The organism is Laspinema palackyanum D2c (assembly GCF_025370875.1).
GTDB lineage: Bacteria > Cyanobacteriota > Cyanobacteriia > Cyanobacteriales > Laspinemataceae > Laspinema > Laspinema palackyanum.
The window spans coordinates 57163-75660 of the sequence record NZ_JAMXFD010000009.1 but is presented as its reverse complement, the minus strand read 5'-3'; the positions used below and the strand labels follow the sequence as shown (position 1 = coordinate 75660).

Below are 18498 nucleotides of genomic sequence, written 5' to 3'. Positions count from 1 at the left end.
TTCTACCTCGGTGCCACAGTCTGAACTTCAGAGTGGCTAAACCTCAGCGTTCCTTAGAAAAATAGGAGTAAATACTAGCTGGAATGATCGTATCCGTGAATTCTCTGACTTCTAATAAAGTTATGATGGATTTCCGTAAAGTTTCTGTAAAGAATACTCACAGGACAGTGTGAGGATATTAACGACCGAATGAGGCTGATCATCGCTTTGAGTCGGTCAAGCATTCCAGGAAAACTCAACGGGTTGTGAATGGGTCGCTAAAATTATCCAGACTGTTGTGTAAAGAATTCCTAAACCCAGACAGTTTGCCCTCCCTATTTTTGCGGTTTTCCCCTTCCAGTTTGGCGATTCAAACAAAAGAACCGATGAGACAGTCTCATCAGTTCTTTTGGGGGAATGGTGGTGAAGGTAAAATTAAGAGTTTAAAAACTGGGCAATTCGTTCCACCGCTTCTTCTAAGACCGGGGGGTCCCAAACTAAGGCAAACCGCACATACCCTTCACCCATTTTGCCAAAACCGGAACCAGGAGAGGCTGCGATGCCAGTTTTTTCGACCATTTGAGTACAAAAGCCGATGGAATTGTTGGCCCACTGTTCGGGGAGTTTGGCCCAGACATACATGGTAGACTCGGGCATCGGTACTTGCCAGCCGATGCGATGGAGGGCGTTGACGAAAGCATCCCGACGGTTGCGGAAGATGCTGGTCATTTCGCCTACGGTGTCTTGGGGACCTGTGAGGGCGGCGATCGCCCCGTTAAGAATCCCCTGATATTGGTTGAAATCCACTGCCGCCTTGACTTGCCGCAGGGCTTTAATTAGTTCGGGATTGCCAATGGCATACCCAATCCGCAATCCGCCCATATTATAGGATTTGGACAAGGTAAAAAACTCGATAGAAACGGTTTTTTCGGGGTCCGCTTGCAGGACGGAGGGAACGGAAATCTGAGCATCAAATACTAAGTCCGCGTAGGGAAAGTCGTGAACCAGAACTAACTGATGCTGCTGACAAAAGGCAACCGCTTCTTGAAAAAACGACAAAGGAGCGATCGCGGTAGTGGGGTTGTGTGGATAGCTGAGAACCATCATCCGCGCTTGGTTTAGAACCCCTTGGGGAATTTCCTCAAAGACGGGGAGAAATCCGTTTTCTTCCCGCAGGGGCATCCCATAAATTTGACCACTGGCTAAGTACACTCCACCGGCATGGGAGGGATAGCCCGGATCCATGAGGAGGGCAAAATCTCCAGGATTTAAAACCGCTAAGGGTAAATGAGCAGTGCCTTCTTGGGAGCCAATTAACGCTAGGACTTCAGTTTGGGGGTCTACGGCAATGCCATAGCGCTGGTGGTACCACCGGGCAGCGGCTTCGCGAAAGGCTTGGGTGCGGTGAAAGAGGACATAGCCGTGAGAGTTGCGATCGGGTAAAGATGAGGCGATCGCCTCCACGATATGGGGGGCCGGGGGCAGGTCTGAGGACCCCAAGGATAAATCAATGACCTTCAATCCTGCGGCTTTAGCCTTAGCTTTAGCGTTATCCATATCTGCAAAGACATTGGAACGCAGGGGTTCTAAACGGTTAGCAAACTGCATGATGGTTAACGGGTGAGAAGCTGATGGAGTGCAACGGATACGGAATCCGGTTTACCTGGGTCTGCTAAACCCGCACCCTCAAGGGTGGGGCTATACTAACAAAGCCTGCCTACGCAGGCTCTCATCATAAAACAGGGTTCCAGGGGTGAGTCCGGTTAGGGAATGCCCATGAGTTTTTAGAGATGGGCTTCGATCAGGGTAGCTAGTGCCTGTTTGGTAATGGCTCCCTCAAAGGATTCCACGATCGCCCCTTCTTTAAAGATGCGGATTGCCGGTACGCCTTCAACACCGCACTTTTTCACTGATTCAGGATTGGGATCGACTTCTAGCTTAAGGACTTTGAGGCGATCGCCATATTCTGATGCGGCCCAGTCTATATAAGGGGAGACCAATCGGCAAGGCCCACACCAACTCGCCCAAAAATAGGCCAAGACTGGGGTTGTTGCTTGTTCTACTTCCGTTCCAAACTCAGTATCTGTGACTTTGATAATGCTACTCATGCCCACCGCTTTCAAATATCAGGTACGAGGCGATCGTCCCGGAGTGGCGATCGCTCAATGTTATTAAACTGTGATTATTTTACAGCAGGGGAGGCAATGGGAGATGAGGGAGATGGGTGAGATGGGGGAGGGGTTATTGGTCATTGGTCTTATGTCATTTGTCATGGGTCTTATGTCATTTGTCCTTAAGGGATGGGGGGATTGGGGGGATTGGGGATTTATAAAAAAAACCACAACTCCCTGAGTAGAGGAAGTCTCAGTCAGAACTAAAGACAAGCTCATCAACATCAGGGAGTTGTGGAGAATTCGGGGATTAGTTAACTGTCATTGAGTTGCGATCGCAACTGTTCCAATTCATCATCCACAGCGGTTTTGGGCGCGCTGCTGTTTCCGGCGCTGGGGAGTTGACTTTGAGCCGGAGATGCGCCGGTGAGTTGAGCTTTCATGGCCGAAAGTTCATCATCCACATCACTTCCCGCCTCCAATTGCGCGAACTGATTTTCCAGATTCGTGCCGCCAATTTCATAAGCCGCTTGAGAACGGGCCTCCATTTGCAGAACCTTTTCTTCCATCCGCTCAAAGGCTGCCATTGAGCCACCCGTATTGAGCGAACCGAGGGTATTTTGAAGCTGTTCGTTCGCCTTGGCCGCCTGCGCCCGAGCTTTGAGCATATTTTTCTTGGTTTTCGCTTCGGAAATCTTGCTTTCCAAACCGATTAAATTACGCTTCAGGGTATCCACCTGAGTCAACTGCCCATCCAGTTGGGTTTTTAACATGGCAGCGGTTTCAGCGTTGGATTTTTTGCGAACCAGGGCTTCCCGGGCGAGATTTTCATCCCCTTTTTGGAGAGCGAGTTGGGCGCGACTTTGCCAGGTATTGGCTTCTGTGTTGGCCTGCTCGTACTGTTTCTGGGTGCGTTTTTGGTTAGCAATGGAGCTGGCAACGGCTTGGCGCAATTGCACCAAGTCTTCTTGCATATCGATAATAGATTGCTCTAGGACTTTTTCTGGGTCTTCTGCTTTGCTGACTAGATCGTTAAGATTGGCTTTGACAACTCGGCTAATGCGATCGAACAATCCCATGATGCTATTTTTCCTTTTGGGGTTTACAAGGTAGGTTTTTATGGACAGGCTGCTGGTCTGAGATCCCCGCTGTTGATTGATTGGGTGGCAACGGTCCTTACCCATTCCATCTACTTTGATGGTACTCGGTGTGCGCCGGAGACAGAAGGTGCCTGCGGCGATCAAATACCAGAGACTCTCTTGATGAATCTAGTGTAAAAACTTCATCCGCTTTCGCGCTACATCCCGATATATTTTTGGGTGGATGGACCGCCTGGAATCGTGACTCCGAAGCCACTGCTTCAAGGGTCCCGGGTTGAGTCAAGGGGAACCGGATAGGGGATGTCAGCGCCTGGGGAGTTTTTCTAAGTGGGTTTAATTCCTAGTTTAAAGGGTAAGGCTTAAAGTTTTGATAGCTCATCAGCGCTTGCCAATTCACAAAATTATCAAATTTGACGCGATGCAACGGAACGGATTTCTGGCAAATTCACCCTAAATTCAGAGAGGAAACGGAGGCTGGCTAGGGGGAGGGGGATCCTTGAGGATAGATGGATAAGAGACTTTCTCTCCAGGGTTACTCGTCCATGCGATCGCGGAGTTTTTGGAGTTCTCCTTCTATTTCCGGATCTCGGGGAGCACAGACGGGCTGAAGTTCAAGACGAGCCGGGTTACTCCCGCTGATTTGCGCTTTCAGTGCCGTTAATTCCTCATCTACGTCTCCCCCGGATTCTAGGGAAGCAAATTTTTTCTCTAGGTCATCGCCACCGAGGGACGCGACTGCCTCCGATCGCGCTTCAAGTTGCATGACTTTTTCTTCCATCCGCTCAAAAGCCGCCATTGCATTCCCCGTCCCGACATTTCCGAGCATCTCATTAAGTCGCTCCGATGCCTGGGCGGACCTTGCACGAGCGATATAGAGGTCTTTTTTTGTCCTCGCTTCGACGATTTTACCTTCTAAAGCCCGCATATTTTGCTTGAGCTGTTCCACCAATCCGGTTTGTTGGTTGATCTGTGCTTTCATGGTCGTCGCGGTATCTTGGTAGGATTTACGACGGGTCAGGGCTTCTCGGGCCAGGTTGTCATCCCCTTTTTGCAAGGCCAACTGCGCCCGTCGATACCATTCGTCAGCGGTAGACTGGGCTTGGCTGTACTGACGCTCGGTGCGTTTTTGGGTGGCGATCGCCTGAGCCACGGCTTGTCGCAGTTGGGTCAAATCCTCCTGCATCTCAATCATCGTCTGTTCGAGAATCTTTTCGGGGTCTTCGGCTTTATTAATTAGGCTATTAATATTGGCGCGAATCACCCTCATGATTCGGTCAAACAATCCCATAACGGACTCCATATAAGTTGGGTAGTGCCTCCAAGGTCGCCCCGGGTCCCCGGCTCAAATATGAGGATTTTAAAACAAGGCGATCGCCAGAGGCTATCGCGTTCTATCGCGTTACCGAGGGCTGGCAATTTTTTTAAACCACCTTCCCCCAAGGGGCGATCGCCTAGACTCTACTGCTCACATCCTGCCTGTTGCGGACCGGGTACAAACCCTAATCCTATGCTATCGCAGTCTCATAAAGGCTGTGGAGTCTATCCCTTAAGGCTTATAAATTTGCCCCGTTATCCCTTGCTGCTTCATTTGTTCTAGCATTGCTTGAGCTGAGGCTTGATCTTCAAAGGCTGCGACCTGAATCTTAACCCCGATGGGATATTCGCGCAGGTAGGCATCCGGTACGACTTCTCGCGCCTTCCATAGGCTCTCATCATTCTGATAATCCATCACCACATAGTAAAACCCAGGGAATGACGCCGGACTCACCCCTGTAGTCGGGGCCGGTGTTCCCCCCGTTGCTGCCGGTGTTCCCGTTGCTGCCGGTGCTCCCGGTGCTGCCGGTGCTCCCGTTGCTGCCGGTGTTCCCGTTGCTGCCGGTGCTCCCGTCCCCGCATTCGGAGCAACGGTCGGAGCGGTGCCCGTGGCCGGTTGAGTCACCACAGGCTGTCCGGATCCAGCCAGATAATCCGTGGTCAGATTCCTCAACCCGGGGGAAGTTGGGGCCGGAGTGACCGGGGCGGAGTTGGGAGTGACCTGTGGGGCGATCGCCACCGTCTGTGGAGGGACAGACCCTTGGGCACTGGGGGCCGGAACTGCAACCGGCGGTTTTTCCTCCAGGGTTCCGAGATTGCCTAAATCCAAGGGTTTAAACTGGGAATTGGTTAAATCTGGGGTAATTTGGGATGCTTCATTCGTTGAGCTAGGCTCCGAGACTTGACTATTGGCATTTGTTCCTCCATTGGCTTGTTGCCGAGTGCCTGGGGCTTCACCCTCTCCCATCTGAGTCACGACATAAACTAAGGTGGCACTGGCTGCGACAAATAACAGCATTGACCCAATTCCCACGGGACTCAGGAAGCTATTTTGGGAGCGAGTTTTTCGTCTAGCTCGCAGTTCGGCCAGTTTTTTGGCGTTTTCTCGATCTAAACTACTGACTAATTTTTCTGAAGAGTCGAGATACTCATTGGGATCTTTGGGATCAGTTCCCTGAATTGCTCCCACGATCGCACCGGGGCTTTCGGTAGATAAGCCGATGCCATTGGCAGTTCCTGGATTGTCTGCGGATGGGGGGTTGCTGTTGTCCCCAAAGGTGGCGATCGCCGGAATACCCAAGGGCTGATTCTGACTCCCATTAACCTCAGCACTCGGCGTTTTGGGCGCGTCCGGTCCGGGCATCGGTTTGAGAGATTCAAATTTCAACGTCTGAGCGCTGGGCAGTTCTAAGGCGGGAGACTGCTGGGGTGCCGTGCTACTTGGGGAGAGGGTAATTAAATCCACTGCGGTTTTTTGAGGGGGGGTCAACCCATTCCCGGAGTAGGACGGTTGCACGGCATCACCCCGTTTTTGTCGTCGATATCGGGTTAATTCTGACTCTAGCTTGACATCTAAACTCTCTAGTACCGACTGCAATACTGGTTTTAATCCCTGCTCTGGGGAAACTGGGGCGGGACTCGCCTTGGGGGACCGTTCGCTCATGCCGTCTCTCCTGTGTGATTTCGTGATGATTTCGCCTTGGGGGTTGCTCCCTGAAGATGGGGAGTTTGACTGATTCTGGCCGATGCCCATTCTTATAATAAAAGGCATGGCAAGTCACAGACTGTACTGTTGCACCACATTTTAAATGTTTCAGTTCAATTCAGTTTAATGTTGAGTTTGACTCGATGGCTTTTAACTCTCTGGATCATATTTTAGGTGCCCTGGCGGCTCAGACCCTGGGACAAAAGCAACGGGAATATCAGCAGTTGGTGGAGTCTTGGGCGATCGCCGTGGGGCCGAAGATTAATCAACATACTCGTCCCTTGGCGGTGGAACGGGGGGTGCTGCGGGTGGCGACTTCTAGTTCGGCTTGGGCCCAAAACCTGATGTTTGAGCGGCGACGGATTTTGCAACGGTTGAATGTGGGACGCTCCGAGGCGATCGCGGATATTCGATTTTCTCCCAAGGATTGGTCTAAATCTGATGTTAAATGTCCAGATTTGGCGGAGCAAGAAATACTGTGGCAGGATCATCCTTCTCGGTTGGCTGAGTTAAGTGCTGATGCCGGAACTCCGAAGGGTTCTAAGGTTGAGAATGCTCAAGGGACTTTTGAGCGCTGGGCACAGCGGGTGCAGGCGCAGTCCCTGGGGTTGCCCCTTTGTCCCGATTGTGGATGTCCCACGCCTCCCGGGGAACTCGATCGCTGGGCGGTTTGCGCCCTCTGTGCGCCGAAACAGTGGTCAGGGTAGGGGCGATCGCGACTCTTTCCGGAAGGCAATTCAAATTTTCCATTCGGGCTGATTCAGAGATCTAGCACCCGTTGCACCAACCGACGGGGGTTTCGGAACTACCCATACCCCCACATCCATTGGCAACATCTCCCTCAAATTTCGGTCTTGAGTGCCTTGACTTATTTCCAATTTGGACCACCAACTGCTGAGTTACAAGGTAAACTCTAGGTCTTTATGGAGGCGATCTTCCCTGAAATCTCCCCTTGTCAGTGAGGCGCACGACTGGCTAAAATGTTGATCCCCATATTTTTTTAGCTTGAACTCATCCAGTTACGAGGGGTCGAGATGAGTTGGTACTTAACTGAATTGTTGCTATTTCTTACAAAATAATAAAGAAATTATTAAGGTAAATTTTTATTGGGGATCGCTTAAAGCTATACAGGATAAAGCCTTGATGCCTTTCTTGCGTAAAATTACCTTACAGCATAATAGAAGCATCATTTGATTGTCCCCCAAGCACCCATAATGAAGACCTCAAATTGCCAATCATCATCCTGTCGCCATTGTCGGTTCTATACCCCGGAAGGCCGCAGGGGTGGAAACTGCCAACAACTCGGTGTACTGGTTCGTGGAGGCTGGAAAGCTTGTTCGTTAGCTTTACCTCCCTTTGCACCTTCTTGGGAAGAGATTAAACCCGAAATGATCATTTTGGAAGACCAACGCCTCCGGGTGGAGGGGACTCTATCCCTAGAAAGGGCATTCTACCAACCCTCAGCAGAGCGATACAATGGTCAACCTGACTCGGTAGTTGTCGCGACAAACCTCAATAAGCCGGAGATACGGTGAGCATTTTCTCTCAGTAAGCTAACGCTACAACAGATTTGACATTCACGTTCATTTCCTAAAAGTTAAACGACCGCATGATTGGGTGGAATCGCTCAGTAGAATTACTCAGCAACTCGCGCTTCTAGGGTTAAACTTCAGAAGCGATCGCGATCGCTTCTTTTAAACATCAGGGGTAAAACCCGGTTTGGAAATCCAACCGGGTTGCATGATTCAAAGGCAGTGAATGATCTAGGCAATTAAAGCATTATGGCAACCAGGGATACTGACGAAAATCTGGTTGCCGTTTTTCTAAAAACGCTTGTTTTCCTTCCGCCCCTTCCTCAGTCATGTAGTACAGCATCGTGGCATTTCCCGCCAGTTCCTGTAACCCCGCTTGACCATCGCAATCGGCATTAAAGGCAGCTTTCAGACAGCGAATGGCGATCGGGCTTTTCTCTAAAATTTCATTCGCCCAGGTGACCCCCTCCGCCTCCAGTTGTTCCACCGGCACCACCGCATTCACCAACCCCATCTCCAACGCTTGAGTCGCGTTATATTGCCGACAAAGAAACCAGATTTCTCGCGCTTTCTTTTGACCGACGATTCGCGCCATATAACTGGCCCCAAACCCTCCATCAAAACTCCCCACTTTCGGTCCCGTTTGCCCAAAAATGGCATTCTCTGCCGCTAGGGTTAAATCACAAATCAGGTGTAAAACATGACCCCCTCCGACTGCATATCCGGCAACTAAGGCAATCACCACTTTCGGCATCGACCGAATTAACCGCTGCAAGTCCAGGACATTTAAACGGGGAACTCCCGCCTCATCAATATATCCCGCTTCCCCTCGCACACTTTGGTCCCCACCGGAACAGAACGCATATTTGCCATCGGTATGAGGTCCCGCCCCGGTGAATAACACTACCCCAATCCGACTATCTTCCCGCGCATTAGAAAAGGCATCATACAGTTCAAATACCGTTTTCGGACGGAAGGCATTCCGCTTGTGGGGCCGGTTGATAGTAATTTTGGCAATCCCATCGGTTTTCTCATAGAGAATATCTTCGTAAGTTTTGGCGGTTTGCCAGTTGATTTGCATTTCATCCAGTAGCTGCGCGACGTCAAATTGTGCATTGTACCTTGCCTGGGGTGTTTGCGCTTCATACGGCCCCTAATGGCCCTCGTTGAAGCCCTATCCCCGCTGCCCTATCCTGGTAATTGGGCGGATTTTTTCCAATTAATCTCGGGTGAAATTCCTGAATTATCCAGATTAATTTTACGCAATTGTAGGGTGGGCATTGCCCAGCGTACTCCTTGAACTGCAAAAAATAAACTATTACAAACCTTTTAAAAATAGGGGTGGAGAACGCCTGAAGGCGTTACTACGAACGAAGAAGAATGACAGAAGGCATGATCCAAAATTGAGGGAAGGGGATGGATTGCAAAAGCGGCAGAGATTAAGTCTGCCGCTTTTGTGGTGAGTGTTATTGCAAAATGGTTTTGGAGACGATGCGGGTTTTTTTGCGATCGGCTTCGGAAAGTTCTTGTCCCTCTTGGAGGCGGGTGGCACTGGTTTGGAGGACGGTTGCTGCGCCTTTATCGCCCATTTGTAAGGCGGTTTTGGCGGCAGTTTGTAACATGGTGGCGGCACCTGCCCGATCGCCTTGTTGGATTTTCTGTTCGGCAATTTGGGTTTGCCGATATTTCGCTAAGGCTAAGGTATGCTGCTGTACCGTGGGGTCGATCGCCGGGTGATAGGCACTCAGGACGTTGGCATCGATCAGGAACGGATCACTGAGAATCTGTTTCCGTCCTGCAGAAGGGTCATCGTAGCGAATTTGCAATTCCGCGAGGGTTTGTTTACCTTCGGCAAATTTGCCAATATATAGGTTCGCCAAAATCACCCGTTCTGTGGTCATAATATCCCCTAAGCGCACTTCAAACAGTCCATTTTTGGCTTCTACGGGGAGTTCGATGGTTTCCGGTGAGACTTGGGCGACGGGTTTGAGTTCGGCAAGGCGAACTTTTGGCATTAGCTTCAGTTGCAGGTAAGCATTGGTTAAGGCAACGGATTGAATCCGACTGAATAAGCGGCTAAACTCTTCGACGGCTTGTTCCGGGCGTTCGATATGAGAGAGTGCACCTCGGGCGGCAGTGGCAATGGATTCGAGGACATCAAGGTTCCAGTGATCGCCGAATCCGAGGGTGTTGAGGGTGAGGTTGGCATCTGCCGCTTCGGAGGCTAATTTCAGACAGCGATCGTTGCTACCATGTTCGTTTTCGCCATCGGTGAGGATGAAAGCTTGGGAGACGGTGCCGGTTGCGCCTTTTTTGAGTTCTTCCATGCCTTTTTTCATGCCTTCATCGATCGCAGTCCCGCCATCGGCTTTGAGTTTGTCGATCTGTTTTTTGATGCGATCGGTATCTTCGATCGCCTGATTGGAGATGATCACTTTGGCGCGATGATCGAAGGCGACAATGCTGAGGCGATCGCCGGGTTTGAGTCGGTCAATCAGTCGATAGGCTGCCTCTTTGACGGTGGTTAACGGACGTCCGGTCATGGATCCGCTATGGTCCAAAATCAGGCAGAGGTTGAGGGGAACTGAGGTTTCTAAACCTGCGGCGATCGCGGAAATAGATAGGGACAGTTGACGCTGAGAACTGGGTTGACCCGCGTCTATATTGGCATCACTTAGGGCTGGATGGATAGCAACTTTCATTAAAATTTCTCCTGGCAAACAAAAAAGCGGTCCCGATGGGTTGTCCTGAATCCGGGTCTTGAACTATCTGGATTTTGGCACATCCGCTATCGACACCGCTAATGTTGCCGGGAGAATCCCTCGGATGAATGGAGAAACCTGGGAGTTAGCTTCCTTACAAGAGGAGGTTTTGTATGGGTAACTGCTTCTGATGGTCTCCTCCCCTTGCCAAGGGGAGGGGACCGGAGGTGTAGTTAATCTTGGGCAAATCCCCCCTGAACGTAAAAAACTTCCCCTTGTAAGGGGTCAGGGTCTCCTGGTTAGAGTTCTCCGCTAAAGGATTGGTAAACTACTTGGGACATTTGCCGGATTAACTCTTCTGCTGCGGGGTCATTGTGGGGACGTTTGACGATCGCCGCCATTAAATAACGCTTCCCATTCGGCATATCCACTAATCCCGCATCAGAAATGGCAGTCCCAATATCTCCAGTTTTGTGGGCGATCGCTGCGCCGGAACCCAATCCTTGGGGGAGTAGGGAATTATTCACCGTACCCTGCATAATCTTGAACAGGCGATCGCGACTTCTCAAAGACAGCACCTGTCCCCGTTCCACCAGTCCCATCACCTGCACCAAATCTTGGGGACTGGTGGTGTTGGTTCCCTCTAAATCCGGGAGAGGGTTGGCGATCGTGGTGTTGCTCAATCCCCAGGATGCAAAGCGCTGATTTAGGGCCGCTGCACCCCCTAACCGCTCAATTAACATATTGGTCGCGGTATTATCGCTAATCTCGCTCATTTTAGTCGCCGTCTCTAGGGCGCTGTACTTCGTCCCCGGTTCGGTGAACTGCATATCCCCGGATCCTTCGGCAATATGCTCCTGTTTCATGGTCAGCATTTCATCCAGGGTGATTTTTCCCTCATCCACGTCCTGAAAAAATGCAATTAAAATTGGCACTTTAATCGTACTGGCAGCGGAAAATCTCTGGGACCCATTCAAGTCCAGATAGGCCCCTGTATCCAATTCAATGGCATAAACTCCTGGGGTCAATTCCGGATGTTCTGCCGCCATTGCCTGCAATTTTTCTTTCAGGGTCGTGATTTCCTGGCTGATAGGCAGGGCCTGAAGATTGTAGGCAGCCGTGACCTGTTCCTGCTGTTCTTCTTGGGTTTCAGCATTTCCAGCCGCCCCGACGGTGTGGTTATCCGCAGGATTCCAGATGGATAAGAGGGTGCCCGCGAGTACCCCGAGTCCAACCCCAAGAATCAGCAACCGCGCCCCATAAATCAGGGGCGAGATTTTGGTGTTTTTCGGTTTCTTCTCGGTAGTTTTCCGGGTTCTAGTTTTGGGGAGGCTCGTTTTGGAGGCAGTCCCGGCAGTGCGTTTAGATTGCCCTTTGGGAGTCCGCTTGCGGGGGGGTTTATTCCCAGAATCTGGGGGTCTTCGCCCGGGCACTCGTTCCCGGGGAGAGTCGGCTCCTTCCTGGGCCATCTGACGACTTAAGGAGGTAGAACGAGTCGAGGTAGAGGGTCTTTGTTCGGCAAGGCGATCGCGAGATTTTGACCCACGGGGAGGACGGGGATTCTCCGAACTGGCATAATCCGGTTGGTTCCGGGAACGAGGGACCCGGCCCATTCGCAATTGTTCAGCTAACTGTTGAGACTGTTGCTGTTGTTGGGCCTGATCCGATCGAGATTGTGCCGGTTGTGCCGGTTCGCCATCACCCAAGGTCGGGATGGGGGATCCTGTTTTTCTGGGGTTCCGGGGTGGCGCTTCCAAAGGGCGATCGCCACGGGTCCCGGGGGCAGATTTGCGGGAAGCGGATTTAGTTGCTTTTTTCCCCGATGTCTTGGTTTTAGTTTTTTTTACCCGCTTTGTCGGTTCGCCAGACTCCGTTTTTTCCGAAGGCACCACCGACAAAAATGACCGAATTGGAGACCTTTGAGCCACACCACACTCCTGTTATTTCATTCTTGCTACTTATTCGGCGAACCGACTCCCTAAGTGCCATTTCTTAGGCTCAGTTTTACCCGCAGCACCGTCAATCGTAACCCCTTGAGGCACTGTTTTAGCGATCGTTTGGACAACCTTGGGCCGAAATTTTGGGGCAGAACCCGGGTTGCTTGAGAATTTCTCTATCCAAGGGTTCTAACGCCTATAGCCTATCACCAACCTCCGAGCCTTGGGACAATGCCCACTCCATTTGTGTCAAGATTCCCCGCAGCATGGCGACTTCTTGAGTGGATAATTGAGCACGATTGTACAACCGTCGGAATTTTTCCAGTCTCCGGGGGGCAGTATGAGGATAAAGATACCCAATTTCCAAGAGCAATCGTTCTAAGTGTTGATAATATCCCTCTAATTCCTCCAAAGAGGCGGTGGGAATGCTAGAACTGGCGCTGATGAAGGGGGACGGGATGCTGGTTTTGTCTTCTGCCAGTCCAGTCGCCTGTTGGTACAGTTCGGTGGCGCAAACGGCGACAGATTGGGCCAAGTTTAAGGAAGGATACTCGGGACTGGCGGGAATTTGCACGAATCGCTGGGCGTAGTTCAGTTCATCGTTGCTCAATCCTCGGTCTTCCCGACCAAAAATTAAGGCGGAGGGGGTTTCTAATAGCCAGGGGAGGGCGACTCGGGGGGTTTCTAAGTCCGTGGGTAAGGACCGCGATCGCCCGGTGGTTGCGATCGCCCGTTGACATCCCACGAGGGCCTCTGGCAGTTCGTTGACAATTTGGGCCGCTTCTAAAATATCTGCCCCATGTACGGCCATTTTAATCGCCCATTCATCCTGGCGATCGCACTGGGGATTCACCAAGACTAACTGAGACAACCCCATATTTTTCATCACTCGGGCCACTGAACCCACGTTCAAGGGGCCAGCCGGTTCTACGAGCACGATCCGAATTCTGGCTAATGCGCTTTCATTCATGGTGGGAATTCTCAGGGTGGGGGGGATGCTGCTTAGGCTACACTTACCCACAGGCTGAAGCCTGGGGCTACACAGACGAAGCCTGCCTTCGCAGGCTACTAGAAAAAACTAACTTTTGACAACCGGATCGGGTATAACAAGACTCTTCAGCCCGCGCAGGCGGGCCCTTCGACGGAGCTCAGGACAGGCTTTGTCCGTGTAGCCCCAGGCTTCAGCCTGCGGGTTTTTTGGATCATAGAAGAATCGGGGACCCAACGCAACTCCCAGCAATCCCGATCGCCTCCCCCCATAACCCATGCCAGATTTCAGTAAGTTTTTAGAACATCGGGGATGGCAGCAGTTTATCATCTATAAAAAGCCGAACGGCTTACCCTCTGTTTGGATTCTGGATAAACCCATGAGCGATCGTCCCTCTGCATCTACCCCGACTGATATGACTGGGATTAAAACCACCCAGACCCATATTACCAATGCTGACTATCGAGAACTCGATCGCGATCGCCTCTCGGCGATGTATCGGCATTATGCGGAGATCAAGGATCAATATCCCCATTCCCTGCTGTTGTATCGCGTGGGGGATTTCTTTGAAACCTTTTTCCAGGATGCGATCGTCGTGGCGCGAGAATTGGAATTAGTCCTCACCAGTAAACAAGGGGGAGATGTGGGACGAGTCCCCATGACGGGTGTCCCTCATCATGCCTTAGAACGCTATGCCATGCAATTGGTAGAAAAAGGCTACTCCGTCGCCGTGTGCGATCAAGTGGAAGATGCAGCAGAAGCGAAAGGATTAGTCCGCCGCGAAGTGACTCGGGTGATTACCCCGGGTACACTGCTAGAAGATGGAATGCTCAAAGCGCGCACCAATAACTTTTTAGCGGCAGTCGTCATGGCCGGAAATCAGTGGGGATTGGCCTATACAGATATTTCCACGGGGGAATTTTTCACCACCCAAGCGGAAGATTTAGAGCATCTCGCACAAGAGTTAATGCGCCTGCAACCATCGGAAGTGCTAGTTCCGACCAATGCACCGGATATTGGTACATTGTTGCGTCCGGGGGAAAAGTCTCAACATCTCTCCCAGTATCTCCCTTCCTGCTTTTGCTATTCTCTGCGATCGCAAAAACCTTTTACCCTGGTAGAAGCGCGGCAGCGGATTTTCCAGTATTTCAAACTCCGTAGTTTGGAGGGGGTGGGATGTGAAAATCTCCCCTTAGCCGTGCGTGCAGCAGGGGGATTATTGGAATATCTGGAAGCAACTCAAAAGGAAAATCGGATTCCTCTGCAATTGGTTCGCAGTTATACGTTAGCGGATTATTTAATTGTTGATGCTCAAACTCGCCGCAATTTAGAAATTACCCAAACGGTCCGCGATGGCACATTTTATGGATCGTTGTTATGGGCGATTGATCGCACCAAAACTGCAATGGGTGGCAGAGCATTACGGCGTTGGATTTTGCAACCTTTGCTGAAGATTAAAGGCATTCAAGCGCGACAGGATACGGTGGAGGAATTAGTCCAAAAAACGGAACTGCGTGAAGAAATTCAAAGGTTGTTATCAGAAATCTATGACCTAGAACGCCTCACCGTTCGGGCGGGTTCGGGTACGGCAAATGCCCGGGATTTAATCGCATTGGCCGATTCTTTGGCAAAATTGCCGGAACTCTCCACCTTGGCACAACAAGGGAATTCTCCCTATTTGAAACCCTTACAACAGGTGTCATCAGAACTAGAGGCATTAGCAGTTCGCTTGAAACGGGCGATTGTGGAATCACCGCCGCTACATTTAAGCGATGGGGGGTTAATTCGTCCGAATGTGTATGAGGCGTTGGATGAGATGCGATCGCTCGTTGAAGGCGATCAGCAATGGTTGGCCAATTTGGAAGTGCGAGAACGGGAACGCACGGGAATTTCTACCTTGAAAGTGGGATATAATAAGACTTTTGGATATTATATTAGTATTTCGCGGTCAAAAAGTGAACAAGCACCATCGGATTATGTGCGACGGCAAACTTTGACCAATGAAGAACGGTATATTACGCCTGAGTTGAAAGAACGAGAATCACGGATTCTGACCGCACAGGAGGATTTGAATAAATTAGAATATGAGTTCTTCGTCCAGTTGCGATCGCAGGTGGGAGAATATGCGGCAATGATTCGCAATGTTGCCAAAGCAGTCGCGGCGATCGATGTGTTAGCGGGGTTAGCAGAAATTGCGATCGACCGGGGATATTGCCGTCCTGAAATGGTGGAAAATCGAACCCTGAGAATTACTAATGGTCGTCATCCCGTGGTAGAATATTCGATTCCAGCGGGATTATTTGTGCCGAATTCCACCCGACTAGGGAATGCCGAAGATCCGGGCAAATCTGAAAGCGATCATCGCCTTGCGCCGGATTTAATTATTTTAACTGGACCCAATGCTAGTGGCAAGAGTTGCTATTTACGGCAGGTGGGATTAATTCAGTTATTGGCGCAGACGGGGAGTTTTATTCCAGCAAGTTCGGCCACTTTAGGAATCTGCGATCGCATCTTCACCCGAGTTGGCGCAGTAGATGACTTAGCAACAGGTCAATCTACCTTTATGGTTGAAATGAATGAAACCGCCAATATTCTCAATCATGCCTCGCCTAAATCCCTAGTTTTACTCGATGAAATTGGCCGAGGAACCGCCACCTTTGATGGATTATCCATTGCTTGGTCCGTTGCCGAATATTTAGCCACAGAAATTCGCTCTCGCACGATTTTCGCCACCCATTATCATGAAATGAATGAACTGGCCTCCATCCTTTCTAATGTGGCCAACTATCAAGTAACGGTCCGGGAATTAGCTGATGAAATCGTGTTTTTACATCAAGTCCAACCCGGAGGCGCGGACCGTTCTTATGGCATTGAAGCAGGACGGTTAGCGGGGTTACCCCCAGTGGTGATTCAACGAGCAAAAGAGGTGATGAGTCAGATTGAAAAGCATAGTAAAATTGCTGTCGGACTCCGCAAAGGGGCGAAGAAAGAGGGAGTGAATTCCTCGGAATCGACGGAACAATTAGATATGTTTGATTTTTAAATGGGGTTGGGATGTTAGAGGAAGAACCCCACCCTAACCCTCCCTTTGCTAAGGTCCGGGTTAGGGTGGGGTTCCCCATTTATGCCAGATTTATACTCGTTTTCAATTCCCCTCCGGTACCCTCCCCTTAGCAAGGTCCGGGTTAGGGTGGGGTTCCCCATTTATGCCAGATTTATACTCGTTTTAAACAAAGACAGTTCCCCACTCTCTTCGCGATATCCCCCAAACAAATCAAAGCAGACTTCCATCCCTCCCATTTCCTCTTCCGTAACTCGAAGAATCCCAAAATTATTATAACGACAGACCGCCAAATTTTCAAAATGATAGGGGATATTTTCCGGGCGATCGCCTAAATTTCCTTCCGGTTTAACTAACATTTCCAAAATCCGCCGTTCCATTTCCTTCAAATGGGCATAAGCAATTCCACTGGAGGTCACCTGAAAAACCTTGGCCCCAGGAAAATCGGGGTGAGATAGTTTAAATGCTGCCCCAATATGAACATCCCCACTAATAAAAATTACCCGTCTGTGCATTTTTTGAGAAAAATCAAAGACCAACTTTAACAATTGATTCCGTTCATCCCAATTGCTTTGATGTTCCCAATGGTCCCGTTGGTCATCTTGATATCCAAACAAACTTAAGTCAATTTGGTTAATCACAAAACTACTTAAATGAACCACTGGAACAGGAGAGACAATAAATAAAACCTCGGCATCCGATTGATATTGACGGGCCATCCATTCTTCAAATCGACGCCCCTGTTTTAGTCCTAATGACCGATGATGTTCGCGATTGTAATTGCGATTTCCGCGCATATCTAAGACATAAAACCCACAGCGCCCGCAATCAAATCCATAGTCGAACTGATTATTGATAAAATCCGTCTCCGGATTATGAGAATGTTCATATTCCCAATACACCTGTCGCGCCGCCTCAAACATTTCCTCAGCAAACTGTAATTGTTGCGACTTATTTCGCAGTTGCCAGGAGTTATCTAGCAATCCCGCTAGTTCATCGGGAGTATAAGAGCCCCATCCATCGACAATTTCATGATCATCCCAGATCATATACATCGGAAAGCGCCGATAAATCTGCTGCACTTCGGGAATTCCCCAATATCCCCGATAAATATCCCGATACCAAGTAATCATATCCTCCCGAGTCGGATTCTGGGATTTGACCTTCCGCAACCATTCCCAGATACTCAACTCAGGGTTGCCATCCACATAGACTTGATCTCCCGTTGCTAACACAAATCGCGCATTCACCTGGGAGAGTTCCTGATTAAATCGATTCCACATTTCCACATTGGCAAGTTGCCGCCCTTCGTAAGGCATATGACAACTATAGATGCCAAAATTGATGGTTTTGGGATGTTCCGGAAAGGTCTGAAACCACAGAAGTTCTTCATGTCCCAACTCCCAGGGAGAGTCCCGATTGGGGTCAAATAATGCATAGTAATAGCGAGTATCCGGCGTGAGGTTCATCAGTTCCATCACCCCGGTGAGGTCGGTTGCCGGTGTGAGTGAGACGGGGAGAACGATTTCCGGGAAAAATTCTTCCGTCTGAGTCGGAGTGGTCAAGCGTAACTGATATTCACGGCGATCGCCTAAAATCAATAAGGGAATTCCGTGAGTCGGAATGGGACGAGAAGACACCACTAACCAGTATTCCCCCGGTTCAGAAACCCGGAACCACAGACGGACCGTGGTGGGGGTCGTATGACCGAGAATACTGGTTTGCTCTAAGGGTGAATTCGGCCAAGGATGCTGTTCAGGATCATAAAACTTCAGCAGGGGATTCATAAGGGTTTCTCGTCTCCATTGCACGGATAAGGAAAGACCATTCTATTATCTCGGCAATGGAGACACTGAATTCACCCCTTGGCAGTTCTAATCGACTTTACTGTGATTTTCCAGTCAGACTGCGGATCTGAGGCATCTCATCGGTTTGGGATTGGGATTGTCCCCGATCGCAATTTTGATGGGGTTGGGGTCGCTTAATAGCGGGCGATCGCAGCAACGGCACCCTCTCCTGGCATTTGGGAGACTCTGCCTCCTGATCACTCCCCAACCCCATCAACTATC

The 18498-nt window shown here is 50.2% G+C and carries 15 protein-coding genes; 4 read left to right on the top strand and 11 right to left on the bottom strand.

Annotation, left to right across the window (positions count from 1 at the left end):
* Window positions 1-414: 414 nt before the first annotated feature.
* The 5 genes from NG795_RS13065 to NG795_RS13045 form a co-directional block, all read right to left on the bottom strand.
* Entirely contained in the window at window positions 415-1587 is a 1173-nt protein-coding gene (locus NG795_RS13065; protein WP_367289097.1) for an LL-diaminopimelate aminotransferase, read from the bottom strand.
* Window positions 1588-1763: 176 nt separating this feature from the next.
* The gene (locus NG795_RS13060; RefSeq protein WP_367289096.1) at window positions 1764-2087 is read right to left on the bottom strand and encodes a thioredoxin family protein; all 324 of its coding nucleotides are present in this window, start codon (window positions 2085-2087) and stop codon (window positions 1764-1766) included.
* Window positions 2088-2404: 317 nt separating this feature from the next.
* The gene (locus NG795_RS13055; protein ID WP_367289095.1) at window positions 2405-3169 is read right to left on the bottom strand and encodes a PspA/IM30 family protein; all 765 of its coding nucleotides are present in this window, start codon (window positions 3167-3169) and stop codon (window positions 2405-2407) included.
* Between the two features lie 553 nt (window positions 3170-3722).
* On the bottom strand, window positions 3723-4478 hold the full coding sequence (locus tag NG795_RS13050) for a PspA/IM30 family protein (protein ID WP_367289227.1): 756 nt from the start codon (window positions 4476-4478) through the stop codon (window positions 3723-3725).
* 258 nt (window positions 4479-4736) lie between these two features.
* Window positions 4737-6167 (bottom strand): SPOR domain-containing protein, encoded by a 1431-nt coding sequence (locus tag NG795_RS13045; protein WP_367289094.1) that lies wholly within the window; start codon window positions 6165-6167, stop codon window positions 4737-4739.
* Window positions 6168-6352: 185 nt separating this feature from the next.
* Here NG795_RS13045 and NG795_RS13040 point away from each other — a divergent pair, with 185 nt between their 5' ends.
* Both NG795_RS13040 and NG795_RS13035 read left to right on the top strand, forming a co-directional pair.
* The gene (locus tag NG795_RS13040; RefSeq protein WP_367289093.1) at window positions 6353-6916 is read left to right on the top strand and encodes a DciA family protein; all 564 of its coding nucleotides are present in this window, start codon (window positions 6353-6355) and stop codon (window positions 6914-6916) included.
* Between the two features lie 507 nt (window positions 6917-7423).
* Window positions 7424-7744, top strand: a complete 321-nt coding sequence (locus NG795_RS13035) for a hypothetical protein (protein ID WP_367289092.1) — start codon at window positions 7424-7426, stop codon at window positions 7742-7744.
* A gap of 244 nt (window positions 7745-7988) precedes the next feature.
* On the opposite strand, the gene menB is transcribed toward NG795_RS13035, so the two are convergent.
* From menB to NG795_RS13020, 3 genes are all read right to left on the bottom strand, one after another.
* Window positions 7989-8822 carry a 1,4-dihydroxy-2-naphthoyl-CoA synthase gene (gene menB, locus NG795_RS13030; protein WP_367289091.1) on the bottom strand — a complete coding sequence of 278 codons (834 nt, stop codon included), beginning with the start codon at window positions 8820-8822 and terminating at the stop codon, window positions 7989-7991.
* A 385-nt stretch (window positions 8823-9207) separates the two neighbouring features.
* Window positions 9208-10443 carry a vWA domain-containing protein gene (locus NG795_RS13025; protein WP_367289090.1) on the bottom strand — a complete coding sequence of 412 codons (1236 nt, stop codon included), beginning with the start codon at window positions 10441-10443 and terminating at the stop codon, window positions 9208-9210.
* A gap of 299 nt (window positions 10444-10742) precedes the next feature.
* Window positions 10743-12149 carry a serine hydrolase gene (locus NG795_RS13020; RefSeq protein WP_367289089.1) on the bottom strand — a complete coding sequence of 469 codons (1407 nt, stop codon included), beginning with the start codon at window positions 12147-12149 and terminating at the stop codon, window positions 10743-10745.
* A gap of 7 nt (window positions 12150-12156) precedes the next feature.
* Here NG795_RS13020 and NG795_RS13015 point away from each other — a divergent pair, with 7 nt between their 5' ends.
* The gene (locus NG795_RS13015; RefSeq protein ID WP_367289088.1) at window positions 12157-12366 is read left to right on the top strand and encodes a hypothetical protein; all 210 of its coding nucleotides are present in this window, start codon (window positions 12157-12159) and stop codon (window positions 12364-12366) included.
* Between the two features lie 210 nt (window positions 12367-12576).
* On the opposite strand, the gene NG795_RS13010 is transcribed toward NG795_RS13015, so the two are convergent.
* The gene (locus tag NG795_RS13010; protein ID WP_367289087.1) at window positions 12577-13350 is read right to left on the bottom strand and encodes an RNA methyltransferase; all 774 of its coding nucleotides are present in this window, start codon (window positions 13348-13350) and stop codon (window positions 12577-12579) included.
* Window positions 13351-13783: 433 nt separating this feature from the next.
* On the opposite strand from NG795_RS13010, the gene mutS reads away from it, so the two are divergent.
* Window positions 13784-16411, top strand: a complete 2628-nt coding sequence (gene mutS / locus NG795_RS13005) for a DNA mismatch repair protein MutS (RefSeq protein ID WP_367289226.1) — start codon at window positions 13784-13786, stop codon at window positions 16409-16411.
* Window positions 16412-16572: 161 nt separating this feature from the next.
* Here the strand turns inward: mutS and NG795_RS13000 are convergent, their stop codons facing one another.
* Window positions 16573-18216 (bottom strand): alkaline phosphatase D family protein, encoded by a 1644-nt coding sequence (locus NG795_RS13000; protein ID WP_367289086.1) that lies wholly within the window; start codon window positions 18214-18216, stop codon window positions 16573-16575.
* A 97-nt stretch (window positions 18217-18313) separates the two neighbouring features.
* Window positions 18314-18490, bottom strand: a complete 177-nt coding sequence (locus NG795_RS12995; RefSeq protein ID WP_367289085.1) for a hypothetical protein — start codon at window positions 18488-18490, stop codon at window positions 18314-18316.
* Window positions 18491-18498: the final 8 nt, after the last annotated feature.